Genomic DNA, 15389 nt, shown 5'->3' with positions numbered 1-15389 from the left:
TACGATCGCAGGATGACCGATACGGCGAGGACGGCCCGCGCCGGCGTTCCCGAGCGTCCGACCCTGGACGGGCTCGAGGAGAGCTGGGCACGCCGCTGGCAGGAGGAAGGCACGTACGCGTTCGACCGCTCGAAGCAGCGGAGCGACGTGTTCTCGATCGACACCCCACCGCCGACCGTATCCGGCGAGCTGCACATGGGGCACGTCTTCTCGTACACGCACACCGACACCACCGCGCGGTACCAGCGGATGCGCGGCAAGGCCGTCTTCTACCCGATGGGCTGGGACGACAACGGCCTGCCCACCGAGCGTCGGGCGCAGAACGTCTACGGGGTGCGCTGCGATCCGGCCCTACCGTACGACCCGGTGTGGCGGCCACCGGCGGCTCCGGTCGACGACGCGGCCCGCCGCGACCCCACCCCGATCTCCCGGCGCAACTTCATCGAGCTGTGCGAACGGTTGACGGTCACCGACGAGCAGGCCTTCGAGGCGCTGTGGCGACGGCTCGGGCTGTCGGTGGACTGGTCCCTGACGTACACGACCATCGGCCGGATCGCCCGGACCACCAGCCAACGGGCGTTCGTCCGCAACCTGCGCCGCGGCGAGGCGTACCAGTCGGAGGCGCCGACCCTGTGGGATGTCGGCTTCGCCACCGCCGTCGCCCAGGCGGAGTTGGAGGACCGGGAGCGCCCCGGCGCCTACCACCGGCTGCGGTTCACCGCGGCCGACGGGCGGGAGGTGCTCATCGACACCACCCGGCCGGAGCTGCTACCGGCCTGCGTGGCGCTGGTCTGCCACCCCGACGACGAGCGGTACGCCGATTTGGTCGGCACCACCGCGCGCAGTCCGTTGTTCGACGTCGACGTGCCGGTGTACGCCCATCCCCTCGCCGAGCCCGGCAAGGGCACCGGTGTGGCGATGGTCTGCACGTTCGGTGACCTCACCGACGTGACCTGGTGGCGCGAGCTGGGCCTGGACACCCGGGTGGTGATCGGCCGGGACGGTCGGCTGCTCCCCGAGCCGCCGCACGGGGTGCCGGCCCAACCGTTCGCGGCGCTGGCCGGGCAGACCGTCAACGGCGCCCGCCGGGAGATCGTCGGGATGCTGGCCGACGCCGGTGACCTGATCGGCGAGCCGCGTCCGATCACCCACCCGGTCAAGTTCTACGAACGCGGCGACCGGCCACTGGAGATCGTGTCGACTCGACAGTGGTATCTGCGCAACGGCGGCCGGGACGAGGCGTTGCGAGCCACGCTGCTGGGCAGGGGCGAGCAACTGCACTGGGTGCCGGCGCACATGAAACACCGCTACGACAACTGGGTGGGCGGCCTCAACGGGGACTGGCTGGTCAGCCGTCAGCGCTTCTTCGGCGTGCCGGTGCCGGTGTGGTACCGGCTCGACGACACTGGCGAGCCGGACTGGTCCCACCCTCTCACGCCGGACGAGTCCGCGCTGCCGGTCGACCCGTCGAGCGACCCGGCACCCGGTTACGACGAGTCGCAACGCGGCCGGCCGGGCGGCTTCATCGGCGACCCGGACGTTCTGGACACCTGGGCCACGTCCTCGGTGACCCCGCAGATCATCGGTGGCTGGGAGACCGACCCGGACCTGTTCGCCCGGGTCTTCCCGATGGACCTCCGCCCGCAGGGGCAGGAGATCATCCGGACCTGGCTCTTCGACAGCGTCGTCCGCTCGCACTTCGAGCACGGGGTGCTGCCCTGGCGGGACACCGTGCTCTCGGGCTGGATCCTCGACCCGGACCACAAGAAGATGGCCAAGTCCAAGGGGAACGTGGTCACCCCGCTCGCCCTGTTGGAGCAGCACGGCTCCGACGCCGTGCGGTACTGGGCGGCCAGCGGCAAGCCCGGCATGGATCTGGCCTTCGACCCGGCGCAGATCAAGGTCGGCCGCCGACTGGCCACCAAACTGCTCAACGCGTCCAGGTTCGCGCTCGGGCTGGGCGCGGCGGACGCCCTGCGCGCCCCGTACGACAACTCCAGCTCGGCGCGTCTGACGCCACGCCGCGACCTGGAGCTGTCGGCGACGACACCACTGGACCGGGCCATGCTCGCCGAGCTGGCCACCGTGGTCACCGCTGCCGGCACCGCCTTCGACTCGTACGACCACACGGCGGCCCTACAGGTCACCGAGGCGTTCTTCTGGCGGTTCTGCGACGACTACATCGAGCTGGTCAAGGAGCGGGCCTACGGCACCGGCGCGGCGGCTGACTCCGCACGGGCGGCGCTGGCCTCGGCGCTCTCGGTGCAGCTGCGGTTGTTCGCCCCGGTGCTGCCGTACGTGACCGAGGAGGTCTGGTCGTGGTGGCGGTACGGCTCGGTGCACAAGGCGCCCTGGCCCACCACCTACGAGGTGGCCCGGACGATCGAGGGCGGCTCAGGCGACCCGGCGCTGCTGCGGCTCGCCGGTGACGCGTTGAGCCAGGTGCGACGGGCCAAATCGGAGCGGAAGCTGTCGATGAAGGCGGAGGTGCCGTTGGCGGAGGCGCTCGGCCCGGCGGCGCTGCTGGAGCAGCTGACGCTGGTCGCCGACGACCTACGGGCGGCGGGCCGGATCGGCAAACTCGACCTGCTCCCGGACCGTACCCCGGAGTTGGTCATCGCCTGCGCCTTCTGACCCGCCGGTTCGCCGCCGCCCGAGCGGGCGGCGGCGAACCGGGGGTTTACCAGCCGCGTAGGAAACGCAGCCCGAGCAGGAACGCGATCACGGCGGGCCCCACCAGCAGGGTGATCGCCTGGAGGCGGTACGGCATCCGGTGCCGGGTCAGCTCCCCCGCGTTGCCCAGCACGATGGCCCCGGCCAGCATCAGGAAAGCGCCCCACCAACCGGTCTTCAGGTGGATCAGATCCACCCGGATCAGTTGCAGGGTCAGGCCGAGCAGCGCGGCGGTCAGCGCGAGCAGCGCCACGGCCCGGTGCAGGCCGCGGACCAGCGGGTGGGCCGCGCGCCACCAGTAGGTGCCGGCCACCGCCAGGCAGGGCAGCACCACCAGGAGCGGCCAGCCTCGCCCCATCACGCCGAACATCAGCAGCGCGCCGACCGCGAAGACGATCGTGCCGACGCAGGCGAGCATGTAGCCGGCGAAGGCCCGGCCGCCCCCGCGAGCCAGCAACGGCCCACCGCTGGCCGCGATCAACGCGGCCGGGATCAGGATGAAGACCGCCCACCAGTGGAACTTGCCGGTGCCCTGAGCCGCCGTGGCGACCGTGGCACAGGCCAGCCCGGCGACGGCAAGGCTGGTCAGCCACGGCCGGCTGCTCCGGGAGTACGGCTCAGCCAACGACGTCCGCTCCGCTTCGACGCTCACGCCCACCAGCCTGGCCCGAAGTGGCCCGACCGGTCCATCCGGCCAGCCCTACCGCCGCGCGGGGGCTGGCCGGAACAGCGGCACGCACCGTTGTCAGCTCGTCTCGCCGGCCACGCTGAACGAGCGCAGGCGGTCGATCGCGAGCACTGTGAAGCCGACGCTGACCAGCGCGGTCATCACCGACGCCACCGGCACCGACACGCTGGTCTCCAGCAGCCCGGTGGGGGCGATCCGGTCGGCGAGGGCGATCACGTACTGCTGGATGGAGAGCACCTTGGTGCCGCTGACGAAGTTGCCCAGCAACCCCTCCCAGATCAGCACGTAGACCAGCCCGAGCAGCACCGGCCGCCTGGTGACCAGGCTGAGCGCCAGGAACAGCGCCGAGTACGCCAGCGCGCCGAGCGCCCCCGCGACCGCGAGCCCCAGTCCGAGGCGTACCGAATCGGCGAGCACACCGGCGACGTAGAGCGGCACCGCCACCGTGAGCGCGGTGACCCCGGCGGCCACCGCGAGCTTCGGCAGCACGATCTGCCAGCGCGGCAGCGGCTTGGTCAGGATGTGCACCACGGTGCCGTCGTCGATCTCGGCGCCCAGCACGCCGGTGCCGATGATCAGCGCGACCACCGGCAGCACCACGGCCAGCCCGAGGCCGACCAGCACCGGCGGCCCCCACTGGCGTGGGTCCACCCCCAGCGACCGGCAGAGCACGGCCAGCCCGAGCAGCACCAACGGCAGCGGCAGCAGCAGCAGGAAGCGACGTCGGCCGAACAACCCGCGCGCGGTGATCCAGGTAACTGTCGACATGTCAGGCCTCCACCAGGTAGGAGAAGACGCTCTCCAGGGACTCGTCGGACGGCACCAGCTGCCGTACCCGGATGCCTTTGTTCAGCGCGATCCGGGGCAGCGCCCGGGTGAACGCGCCGTAGTCGCCGGCCCGCACGGTCAAGCCGGTCGGGTCCAACTCGACCCCACTCACCGACGCCTCGGCGATCAGCGCGACGGCCAGCGCCCGGTCGTCGGTGGAGCGCACCGCGAAGACGTGCGGGCGGTTGGTCATCAACCGGCGGATGGTCCGGAAGTCGCCGGAGGCGGCCAACCGGCCGGCCACCATCACCTGCACCGTCCCGGAGACCTGTTCGACCTCCTCCAGGATGTGCGAGCTGAACAGGATCGTCCGGCCAGCGTCACCCAGGGTGTGCAGCAGCTGCATCATGTGCAGCCGCTGGCGCGGGTCCATGCCGTTGAACGGCTCGTCGAGCAGCAGCACCTGCGGGTCGTGCACCATCGCGGCGGCCACCCGGGCACGCTGGCGCATGCCCTTGGAGTACGTGCCGATCCGGCGGTCCTGCGCCGACTCCAGCTCCACCAGATCGATCGCCCGTCGGGCCGCCGCCGCCGGATCGGGCAGCCGGTGCAGCTTCGCGCTGGCCAGCACGAACTCGTAGGCGGTGAGGAAACCCTGCACCGCCTCCCGCTCGCTGACCAGCCCCAGCCGCCGGTAGACGTCGGGGTTGCGCCAGGTCGGCTCGTCGTCGAGGGTGACGGTGCCACGCGACGGGGAGAGGAAACCGGCCATCATGTGCAGCAGCGTGGTCTTGCCGGCGCCGTTCGGGCCGAGCAGCCCGGTCACGCCCGGGCCGAGGGCCATGCTGATGTCGTTGACGGCGACCACGTTGCCGTACCACCGGGACACCCCGGTCAGGCTCAGCGTGCTCATGAGGCGACCTTCCGGTAGCGGGCCAGCAGGAGGGCGGTCGCACCGGCGACCAGCAGCACCGCGGCCAGGGCGTAGACCGGGCCGAACCCGCCGATCATCATCTCGCCCGGATCGCCCTCGACCAGCAGGTCACCCAGGGACCAGATGCCCACCCCCTGAACCAGCGTGGAGGGTGAGGCGAGCCCGGCCAGCTCGTTGGCGGCACGCGACGGCAGGATGCTCAGCACGCCCACGATCGGGGTGGTCATCAGGAAGACCGCGACCACACCGCCGGCGGCGAAGGCGCGCTTACCGGTCATTGACGCGACCAGCAGGCCGACCGAGGCGAAGACCACCGCCCACAGCCCGGCGTAGAGCAGGCCGGGGAGCAGGTCGAGCAGCTCGTTCCACACCCCGCGCATACCCTGCTTGGTGGTGAACGCGGCACCCAGGAACATCAGCAGCTGCGGCCCGCCGAGCAGCAGCCAGAGGGCGGTGACCAGCGCCAGCAGCTTGGCCAACGCGTAGTCGGAGCGCGGCAGCGGCCGGGAGAAGTACAGCGGCAGCACGCCGCTGCGCAGATCCCGGGAGACCAGCTCCGGGGCGACGACCGCGACGAAGAAGATGACCAGCCAGCTCATCGCGTCGGCGAACTGGGCGTACGTGGCCACCGGCTCGCCGATCTGGCTGCGTATCGCGGCCAGGGCCACCGCGACCAGGCTGACGATGCCGACCACCAGCCACGGGAAGATCTTGGCCTTGGCGCTGCGGCCGAGACCGAACGCGGTGCGCAGACCGTGCCCGTAGAGAGCGCCGAAGACCTGTCGGCGGCCGAGTCTCGGGCCCTCGTAGCGTTGGTAGCCGATGTCGTGGATGACGCCGGTGGGCGTGGAGCGCACCGCGGCGGTGGACGGCTCAGGCATGAGTGAGCTCCCTCGTGGCGAAGAGTTCGGCCACCCGGTGCCGGCGCTGGTCCAGTCGGTGCAGTGGCAGGTCCAGTTCGGCGACCGCACCGAGGATCAGGTCGTAGGTGCCGTCGTCGGCGAGCGGCACGAGGAGCAGTCGCCCGTCCCGGGCGACCGGCAGCTTCAGCTCGGCGAGTCGGGCGGCGAGTTCCTCGGTGCCCTCGCTGACCTCCACGGCGAGCACGTCGGTGGCCGTGGTCATCGCGGAGATGTTGTCAGCGCGCAGCAGCCGGCCGCCGTCGATGGCGATCAGCGTGTCGCAGATCCGCTCCACCTCGCCGAGCAGGTGCGAACAGACCAGCACGGAGATGCCGAACTCGGTGCCGATCCGGTGTACCAGGGCCAGCATGGCGTCGCGGCCGGCCGGGTCCAGGCCGTTGGTCGGTTCGTCCAGCAACAGCAGGTCGGGGTCGTGCACCAGCGCCTGCGCCAGCTTGACGCGCTGTTTCATCCCGGTCGAGTAGCCACCGACCGGGCGGTAGCGCTCCTCGTAGAGCCCGACGTGCCGCAGCGCCTCCGAGGCCCGCTCGCGAGCCGCGGTGCGGGGCAGGCCGCTCATCCGACCGAGGTGGGTGACCAGCTCGGCGGCGGACAGGTCCGGTGGGAGGCAGTCGTGTTCCGGCATGTAGCCGACGCGGCTGCGGACAGCCGCCGGGTCTGCGGTCGGGTCGATGCCGAGCACCGAGACCTGACCGCTGGTCGGTGCGATCAGGCCGAGCAGAATCTTGATCAACGTGGATTTGCCGGCGCCGTTCGCGCCCACCAGGCCGATGATCCCGGGCTCGACGGCGACGGTGAGGTCGGCCAACGCGGTGACCCGACCTCCGTACGTCTTGGTGAGCGACTGGGTCGCGATCAGTGTCACGGGCCCAGCGTAGGGAGTCGATGCCCAGCAGGGACACCGGCACGCCCCCGGCACTCCCCTGATCCTTTTCCCGGCGGACCCCTAAGGTCCCCCGCCGCGGCTCCGGTGACGTTTGCGCCGGTCCCGCGTTCGACCCGACCCCGCCTTGGGAAAGACCCGTCCAGGGTGACACCATTCACCTCCCGTTCACCAGGCATCGACCCGCCCGGTGATCGACCGACGACGCGGGAGGAATCCTGATGGCCGAGGTGGGCGTCCCCAAGGTGAGCGTCGTCGTGCCGGCGTACAACAGCGGCCGACACATCGAGAAGCTCGCTGCCTCGCTGCTGCGCCAGTCACTGCCCACCGACGAGTTCGAAGCCGTCTTCGTCGACGACGGCTCGACCGACGACACCGCGCAGCGGCTGGACCGGCTGGCCGCCGAGCACCCCCACATCAGGGTGCTGCACATCGAGAACTCCGGCTGGCCGTCGCGTCCGCGCAACCTCGGCGTCGAACACGCCCGCGGCGAGTACGTCTTCTTCGCCGACGACGACGACTGGTTCGCCGAGGAGGCACTGGAGCGGCTCTACGCCTGCGCGAAGGCCAACGACGCCGACATCGTGGTGGGGAAGATGGCTGGGTACGGGCGCCCGGTGCCGCGGGAGCTGTTCCGCAAGAACCGCTTCGACGCCACCCTGGCGAACTCGCCCCTGATCGACAGCCTGACCTGTCACAAGCTGTTCCGGCGCGCGTTCCTCAACGAGCACGATCTGCGGTTTCCGGAGGGCGGGAAGCGTCGGCTGGAGGACCACGCGATGGTCGTGCGGGCCTACTTCCTGAGCCGGCACACCTCGGTGCTGTCCGACTACGTCTGCTACCACCACGTCCACCGGACCGACGCGCGCAACGTCACCGCGGGTCCGCTGGAGCCGACGAGCTACTACCGGGCCGTGCGGGAGGCGTTGGACATCGTCGACGCGCACACCGAGCCCGGTCCGCTGCGGGACCGGTTGCACCGGCGCTGGCTGCGCAACGAGATGATCAGCCGCCTGCGCGGCAAGCGGGCACTCGAGGCCGACGAGGCGTGGCTGGAGCAGGTCGCGCTGGAGGTCCAGAAGATCATCCAGGACCGCTTCGCCCCTGGCGTCGCCGCCGGCCTGCCGCCCCTGCTGCGGGCAGTGACGTACCTGGCGGAGCGGGGCCGGGTCGCTGACCTGCGCAAGCTGGCCGCCTGGGAGGCGGGCATCGCCGCGCACGGCAAGATCGACGAGCTCCAGCACGCGGACCACGCTGTCACGGTGACCCTCGCCGCTGAGCTTCGCTCGGAGGACCAGCCAGTCGGCTTCCGCACCGACGACGGCCGCGACGTGCTGGTGCTCCCGATGGACGAGATCGCCCCCGAGGTGCTCGACGCCACCGCGCAGGTGCGTAAGGCCCGCCTGGACCTGGTGGCCCGCCATCGGGAGACCGGCACCGAGATCTTTCTTCCGAACACCTTCGAGACCGAGCGGATCACCGGTACGACCGGAGCGGACACCGTCCACCTGGTGCACCGGGCCACCGCCACGATCGACTTCGCCGCCCTCAACGGGGGCCGGACCAGAGGCAGCTGGCAGCTCAAGGTCCGGATCACGAACGTGGGTTGGACCGAGGACGCCCGACTGCCGCTGGTGTTCATCTGCCGGGCCGACGGATCGCGGCCCCGGATCCGCGACCAGCGGAAGGTGTGGAACCGGGTGCGGTCGGCGGTAGGCCGGCGGATCAAGCGCTGATCCGCCCGCCTGGGTCCTGGAGTGGCGCTCTCGACCGATGGGCGGTCGGCTGCGAAACTGTGTGCCGGTCAGCGAGTGGGGGGTGTGGATGAGCAACGGCTGGGTGCTGCCCGACGAGGTGCTGCGTGACGCACCGGCGTACACGCCACGTCCCGGTGAGCTCGCGGATCTGGAGCTGCTGCTGACCGGCGCGTACGCCCCGCTGACCGGCTTCATGACCCGTGCCGACCTGGTCTCGGTCAGTCGACGCGGCCGGCTGGCGGACGGCACACCGTGGCAGGTCGCGGTCGTTCTCCAGGTGCCGGCCGCCCTGGCGCAGAGCTTCGACCCGCGCGACCCGGCCCGCCGGGCGCTCGTGCTGACCGACGGGGAGGGCGCCCCGGCGGCGGCCCTGGACGTGGCCGACGTCTGGCCGGTCCGCGAGGGCGTGGCGGGAGTGGGCGGCCAGGTTCGGCGGTTGGGCGACGGCGGGCACGGTCCGTTCCAGCGACTGCGGCGCAACCCGGAGGAGGTCCGCGCGCTGCTGCCCCCGGGCCGGGTGCTCGGTGTGATCGCCGATCGGCCGCTGCATCGTCCACAGCTCGCCCAGATCGCCCACGCCGCCCGCACCCTGGCCGCTCATCTGCTCGTGATGATCCCGGTCGGCGAGGGCGGCGCAGACGGGCTCCCACCGGAGGCGCTGGTCCGTTCGATCTTCGCCGCGCGGGACCGGATGCCGCCCGCCACCCTGATCGCGGTGCCACTGTCGCACCGACGCGAGGAGATCAGCGACGCGTTGCTTCGCGCCCGGGTCTCGGCCGCGTACGGGGTCACCCACCTGCTCTCCACCGGAGAGATGCTCTCCGGCGCCGGGCTGCGGGTGCTGGTGCCGCGCGAACTCGCCTACGACAACCGCGACGGGCAGTGGCGGTGGCGGGAGGACATCCCGCCGCGTAACCGCCGGCTCGCGCTGACCCAGCCGGAGATCGACGACCTGCTCGATCGGGGCTTCCCGCTACCGGAGTGGCACACGCCGCCCGCCGTGGCGCGGGAGTTGGCCCGGGCCCGGCCGCCGCGTCGGCAGCGAGGGCTGGTGGTCTTCCTGACCGGTCTCTCCGGCTCCGGCAAGTCGACGATCGCCCGGGGGCTGGCGGACGCGCTACGGGAGAGCGGCGACCGCACTGTGACCCTGCTCGACGGGGACGTGGTGCGTCGGGAACTCTCCGCCGGGCTGGGCTTCAGCAAGACCGACCGGGATCTCAACGTCCGGCGGATCGGCTGGGTGGCCGCCGAGATCGCCCGGCACCGTGGGGTGGGCATCTGCTGTCCGATCGCCCCGTACGCGGCGGCCCGGGCCACCGCCCGGGAGATGGCCCTCGCCGCCGGATCGGGTTTCGTGCTGGTGCACGTGGCCACTCCGCTGGAGGTGTGCGAGCGGCGGGACCGCAAGGGCCTGTACGCGCGGGCGCGAGCTGGCCTGCTCACCGGGATGACCGGCATCGACGACCCGTACGAGGAGCCGACCGACGCCGATCTGGTGCTCGACACCACCGACCTGAGCGTGGCGGACGCGGTGCAGGCCGTGCTGCACCACCTGACCGAGACCGGCTGGGTGGAGCTGAAGATCGCCACCGCCTGAGGCGTCGCCGTACCCGTTCCTCTCACCGCTGAGCGACACGCGCTAGTGTTCACCTTTGTTGGAACACGTTTGACCGCGTGAGGGTACGGAACGCTCGGGGAGGCACGGCTGATGCTCGCTCAGCAGCGGCAGACGGCCATCCTGGAGCGGGTCCGCACGACCGGCGGCGTCCGGGTCAGCGAGTTGGCAGGCGAGTTCGGCGTCTCCGACATGACCATCCGGCGGGACCTCGACGCGCTGCACGAGCGCGGCCTGCTGGCCAAGGTGCACGGCGGCGCCACCACGACCGGGCCAAGCTCGACCGACGAGCCGGGCTTCCGCGCCAAGTCGGTCCGCCAACTGCCGGAGAAGGCCGCCATCGCCGACCGGGCGGCCCAGCTGGTCCGGCCGGGAGCGGCGGTCGCGCTCTCCGCCGGCACCACCACCGCCGAACTGGCCCGCCGGCTGGTGGCCGTGCCCGAGCTGACAGTGGTGACCAACTCGCTGCCGGTGGCCGAGATCATGCACGCCGGTGGCCGCCCGGACCAGACGGTGGTGCTCACCGGCGGCGTACGCACACCGTCGGACGCGCTGGTCGGTCCGCTCGCGGTCGGGGCCGTCCGCTCACTGCACCTGGATCTGCTCTTCCTGGGCGTCCACGGGATCACCGAACGGGCCGGCTTCACCACCCCCAACCTGATGGAGGCGGAGACCGATCGGGCGCTCGTGGCGGCGGCGGACCAGCTGGTGGTGCTCGCCGACCACACCAAGTGGGGCACCGTCGGCATCTCCTCGATCGTCGGGTTGACGGCGGCCCACGTACTGGTCAGCGACGACCGGTTGCCTCCACCCGCACGACGGGTACTCGGCGAGAAGGTGGGCGAACTGATCATGGTCAAGGCGACAGGGGCGGGCCGCGGAACGCGCACGCCGACAACTGAGGGGACGGCGCCGTGAAGCGCACCGCGATCGACCTGGCCGACGGCCGGGAGCTGATCTACTTCGACGAGCGCGACGACGCGGTCCGCGACCAGCCGGACCGCCGGGACCTGCCGCCGCCGCCTCCCGCGTCGCAACTGCGCTACGACCCGCTGACCGACGAGTGGGTGGCGGTCGCCGTGCACCGGCAGACCCGCACCTTCCTCCCACCGGCGAACGAGTGCCCTCTCGACCCGTCGGTGGGCGACCGGCTGACCGAGATCCCCGCGCCCGACTACGACGTGGTGGTCTTCGAGAACCGGTTCCCGTCGCTGAGCGGTCGGGTGGCCGAGGAGCCCGGCGAGATCACCCCGTTCACACCGGTCCGGCCGGGCCTCGGCCGGTGCGAGGTGGTCTGCTTCACGTCGGATCACAACGCCTCCTTCGCCAGCCTGCCCCCGCGCCGGGTCCGCACCGTGCTGGACGCCCTCGCCGACCGCACCGAGGTGCTCGGCGCGCTGCCCGGCGTCGAGCAGATCTTCTGCTTCGAGAACCGGGGCGTTGAAATCGGCGTCACGCTGCACCATCCGCACGGCCAGATCTACGCGTACCCCTTCGTGACGCCGCGCACCCGCGCGCTGCTGGCCGCGGCGCGCCGGCACGCCGAGCGGACCGGCGGAGGCAACTTGTACGCGGACGTGCTGGCCGCCGAGCGCGCCACCGGTGACCGGGTGGTCACCGAGAACGAACACTGGACGGCGTTCGTCCCGGCGGCCGCCCGCTGGCCGTTCGAGGTGCACGTCGCGCCGCACCGCGTGGTGCCGGACATCCCGGCGCTCAGCGACAGCGAGCGGGACGCCTTCGGGCCGCTCTACCTGGATCTACTGCGCCGATTCGACGGCCTGTTCGACATGCCGATGCCCTACATCTCGGCCTGGCACCAGGCTCCCGTGCGGGTCGACCGCGAGCTGGGCCACCTGCACCTGCAGCTGTTCAGCATCCGGCGGGCCATGGACAAGCTGAAGTACCTGGCCGGCTCCGAATCCGGGATGGGCGTCTTCATCAACGACATCGCACCGGAACGCGCCGCCGACCTGCTGCGCGCCGCCTGAGCAGCCCTGCGGCGCGCGGGGCCTGAGCTCGGCGTGGCACGGCTTGGCTTGGCAGGGCGTGTGCGGCGCGGCGCGGTGTTGTGCGGCGCGGCGCGGTGTTGTGCGGCGCGGCGCGGTGTTGTGCGGCGCGGCGCGGTGTTGTGCGGCGCGGCGCGGTGTTGTGCGGTGCCGCATGGGCTTGGCGGGAAACAGGGCGCGGGGGGCCCGGGACAGGGCCCCCCGCAGGGAAGGGACGGCTGGCTGTGCACGGCACAGCCGGGAAGGCTGGCTGATCGGCGCACGGGTGCCGCGGGTCGACCGTGGTCAACCTTCCTGGACGCGACTGGCATCTCGTCCATCCTGGTCAACGAGGCGCGCCGGGGGCAGTGACGCCAGCCGGCGCGGCGGCGCCGGACACGCCGAAGCCCGCCGGCTGAGATGCCGGCGGGCTCCGATGACGCGGTACGCCTGGATCAGGCGGCGATCTTGCGGGCCAGGTTCTCGTCGAGCGCGTTCATGAACTCGTCGGTGGTCAGCCACGGGGCGTCGCGCGAGATGAGCAGCGCGAGGTCCTTGGTCATCTGGCCACCCTCGACGGTGTCGATGATGACCTGCTCCAGGGTGTTCGCGAACTCGGTGACCGCCGGGGTGCCGTCCAGCTTGCCCCGGTGGGCCAGGCCCCGGGTCCAGGCGTAGATCGACGCGATCGGGTTGGTCGAGGTCTTCTCGCCCTTCTGGTACTGCCGGTAGTGCCGGGTGACGGTGCCGTGCGCGGCCTCGGCCTCGACGGTCCGGCCGTCCGGGGAGAGCAGGACGGAGGTCATCAGACCCAGCGAGCCGAAGCCCTGCGCGACGGTGTCGGACTGCACGTCACCGTCGTAGTTCTTGCAGGCCCAGACGTAGCCGCCCTCCCACTTGAGCGCGGCGGCGACCATGTCGTCGATGAGCCGGTGCTCGTAGGTGAGGCCGGCGGCGTCGAACTCGGCCTTGAACTCGGCCTCGAACACCTCGGCGAAGATGTCCTTGAACCGGCCGTCGTACGCCTTGAGGATGGTGTTCTTGGTGGACATGTAGACCGGGTAGTTGCGGTCCAGGCCGTACCGGAACGACGCCCGGGCGAAGTCCCGGATCGACTCGTCGTAGTTGTACATGCCCATGGCGATGCCGCCGCCGGGGAAGTTGGCGACCTCCATCTCCATCGGCGCGCCGCCGTCGGCCGGGGTGTAGGTGATGGTCACCGTGCCCGGGCCGGGGACGACGAAGTCGGTGGCCTTGTACTGGTCACCGTGGGCGTGCCGGCCGATGATGATCGGCTTGGTCCAGCCGGGGACCAGCCGCGGCACGTTGGACATGATGATCGGCTCACGGAAGACGACGCCGCCGAGGATGTTGCGGATGGTGCCGTTGGGCGACCGCCACATCTTCTTCAGGCCGAACTCCTCGACCCGGGCCTCGTCCGGGGTGATGGTCGCGCACTTGACGCCGACGCCGTGCTCCTTGATGGCGTTGGCGGCGTCGATGGTGACCTGGTCGTCGGTCTCGTCGCGGTACTGGATCGACAGGTCGTAGTAGTGCAGGTCGACGTCGAGGTAGGGCAGGATCAGCTGCTCCCGAATCTGCTTCCAGATGATCCGGGTCATCTCGTCGCCGTCGAGTTCTACGACCGGGTTGTTTACCTTGATCTTCGCCATCGGCCGGCGCTCCTCTCGGGGGACACGTGCTCAAGCAGTACGAGCGTACTGCAATTGGGCGGGCAGCCCCCAGCCGGCCTCGACCGGCCGGCGAAACCGGGCTGCGCGGAACAGGAATGCCCTGGAATCATCGTCCGATGCCACTGAGCCGCACCCTCGGGTCTATCACGGTCACCGCGCTCACCGACGGTGAGGGTGCCTTCTTTCAGCCCCGCACGGAGGCGTTTCCGCAGGCCACGGCGGCGCACTGGGCGGAGGCCGACCGGCGCGATCCCGGCTCGGTGACCGGCGACGGGCAATGGTGGCTGCCGTTCCGCAGCTTCGCGATCCGCGCCGGAGACGGGCCGGTCACGCTTGTCGACGCCGGGATCGGCCCGGCCGACGCACCCGCCGCGAGCTGGGCACCCGTGCCGGGGCGGATGCCCGCCGAGTTGGCCGCCGCCGGCATCGACACCGCCGACGTCGACACCGTCGTCCTGACCCACCTGCACAGCGACCACATCGGCTGGGCGGTCACCGGCACGCCGGGGCGGCCGTACTTCCCGAACGCGAGCTACCTGGTCCAGCGCGCCGAGATCGACGCGGCGAAGACGCTCAACCCCGGGCTGCCGGCCGGCCTCATCGCGCCCCTGCGCGCCGCCGGCCAGCTCCGGGTGGTCGACGGCGAGACCGCCCTCACCCCGGCGGTACGACTGCTGCCCACCCCCGGCCACACGCCCGGTCACCAGTCGGTGCTCCTGACCTGGGCCGACGAGCGGATGCTGCTCACCGGGGACCTGTTGGTGCACATGGTGCAACTCGTCGACCCCGACCTGGCGTACGCCCACGAGGAAGACCCGGAACTCGCCCGCACCTCCCGGCTGACCGCCCTGCGCACCCACTCCCCCACCGTCCTGGCCACCCCCCACCTCGGCACCCCCTTCACCAGCCCCACCCTCCCCCTCCCGCTCCCCCCGCCCTCCCCGCCCCGCCCCATCCCCCCACAGCCTGTTGATCATGAAGTTGTTGCCACGACACGCCGATCCGGAGGGCAACAACTTCATGATCAATGGAGCGCGCGACGGGATCACCCCCCGGAGCGGTCGAGCAAGCCCCTCGATCCTGGATAGAGGGGTGACGCGAGCCCGGGAGAGCACTACCACCAGGATCGAGCACGATCTCGATGGAAGATCGGCGCAACATCACCGAAGGCGCTTCCTCCGAAGCCGTCAAGGCAGCAACATCCCCGAAGCTGCACCCATCCCGTCCTCCGACCACCAACCAACGCGCCACCCCTCCCCTCCCACTCCACCCCATCTCGTGATCAAGAGGTTCGCGTCACCGGAGCTGCGGTTCCTGACGTAAACCTCTTGATCAACGCGGGCCGGGCCGGGGTGGGGCCGGGGGTGGGGGTGGGGCCGGGGCCGGGGGTGGGCCACGGCGGCCCGGTCGGTGCGGGCGGAGAGCCCGATGACCCCGATGCCGATCGCGGTGATCACCATTGGCCA

General features: G+C 71.4%; 12 protein-coding genes. 6 read left to right on the top strand and 6 right to left on the bottom strand.

Annotation, left to right across the window (positions count from 1 at the left end):
- The first annotated feature begins 12 nt into the window (after positions 1 to 12).
- Positions 13 to 2634 (top strand): valine--tRNA ligase, encoded by a 2622-nt coding sequence (gene valS / locus AB0877_RS07840; protein WP_366607713.1) that lies wholly within the window; start codon positions 13 to 15, stop codon positions 2632 to 2634.
- 46 nt (positions 2635 to 2680) lie between these two features.
- Here the strand turns inward: valS and AB0877_RS07835 are convergent, their stop codons facing one another.
- The 5 genes from AB0877_RS07835 to AB0877_RS07815 form a co-directional block, all read right to left on the bottom strand.
- Positions 2681 to 3325, bottom strand: a complete 645-nt coding sequence (locus AB0877_RS07835; protein ID WP_366607711.1) for a hypothetical protein — start codon at positions 3323 to 3325, stop codon at positions 2681 to 2683.
- 93 nt (positions 3326 to 3418) lie between these two features.
- Positions 3419 to 4129 (bottom strand): ABC transporter permease subunit, encoded by a 711-nt coding sequence (locus AB0877_RS07830; protein WP_366607709.1) that lies wholly within the window; start codon positions 4127 to 4129, stop codon positions 3419 to 3421.
- A gap of 1 nt (position 4130) precedes the next feature.
- Positions 4131 to 5042 (bottom strand): ABC transporter ATP-binding protein, encoded by a 912-nt coding sequence (locus AB0877_RS07825; RefSeq protein WP_366607707.1) that lies wholly within the window; start codon positions 5040 to 5042, stop codon positions 4131 to 4133.
- Positions 5039 to 5944, bottom strand: a complete 906-nt coding sequence (locus AB0877_RS07820; RefSeq protein WP_366607705.1) for an ABC transporter permease — start codon at positions 5942 to 5944, stop codon at positions 5039 to 5041. The genes AB0877_RS07825 and AB0877_RS07820 overlap by 4 nt, the downstream gene beginning before the upstream one ends.
- Positions 5937 to 6851, bottom strand: coding sequence for an ABC transporter ATP-binding protein (locus tag AB0877_RS07815; RefSeq protein ID WP_238681676.1), 915 nt, complete (start codon positions 6849 to 6851; stop codon positions 5937 to 5939). The genes AB0877_RS07820 and AB0877_RS07815 overlap by 8 nt, the downstream gene beginning before the upstream one ends.
- Positions 6852 to 7090: 239 nt before the next feature.
- Between AB0877_RS07815 and AB0877_RS07810 the strand changes: the two genes are divergently transcribed.
- From AB0877_RS07810 to galT, 4 genes are all read left to right on the top strand, one after another.
- On the top strand, positions 7091 to 8605 hold the full coding sequence (locus tag AB0877_RS07810; RefSeq protein WP_366607703.1) for a glycosyltransferase family A protein: 1515 nt from the start codon (positions 7091 to 7093) through the stop codon (positions 8603 to 8605).
- 88 nt (positions 8606 to 8693) lie between these two features.
- Positions 8694 to 10223 (top strand): adenylyl-sulfate kinase, encoded by a 1530-nt coding sequence (cysC, locus tag AB0877_RS07805; RefSeq protein WP_366607701.1) that lies wholly within the window; start codon positions 8694 to 8696, stop codon positions 10221 to 10223.
- A gap of 111 nt (positions 10224 to 10334) precedes the next feature.
- Positions 10335 to 11159 (top strand): DeoR/GlpR family DNA-binding transcription regulator, encoded by an 825-nt coding sequence (locus AB0877_RS07800; protein ID WP_366607699.1) that lies wholly within the window; start codon positions 10335 to 10337, stop codon positions 11157 to 11159.
- Positions 11156 to 12232, top strand: a complete 1077-nt coding sequence (gene galT, locus AB0877_RS07795) for a galactose-1-phosphate uridylyltransferase (protein ID WP_366607697.1) — start codon at positions 11156 to 11158, stop codon at positions 12230 to 12232. Before AB0877_RS07800 ends, galT begins: the two co-directional genes overlap by 4 nt.
- Positions 12233 to 12684: 452 nt before the next feature.
- On the opposite strand, the gene AB0877_RS07790 is transcribed toward galT, so the two are convergent.
- The gene (locus AB0877_RS07790; protein ID WP_366607695.1) at positions 12685 to 13902 is read right to left on the bottom strand and encodes an NADP-dependent isocitrate dehydrogenase; all 1218 of its coding nucleotides are present in this window, start codon (positions 13900 to 13902) and stop codon (positions 12685 to 12687) included.
- Positions 13903 to 14039: 137 nt separating this feature from the next.
- Here AB0877_RS07790 and AB0877_RS07785 point away from each other — a divergent pair, with 137 nt between their 5' ends.
- Positions 14040 to 15011: an MBL fold metallo-hydrolase gene (locus AB0877_RS07785; RefSeq protein WP_366607693.1), complete on the top strand. Its 972-nt coding sequence runs from the start codon at positions 14040 to 14042 to the stop codon at positions 15009 to 15011.
- Positions 15012 to 15389: the final 378 nt, after the last annotated feature.

The organism is Micromonospora sp. NPDC047644 (assembly GCF_040704315.1).
Lineage (GTDB): Bacteria > Actinomycetota > Actinomycetes > Mycobacteriales > Micromonosporaceae > Micromonospora.
Note: the sequence above shows the minus strand (reverse complement) of the source record. Positions and strands in the feature narration are given on the sequence as shown.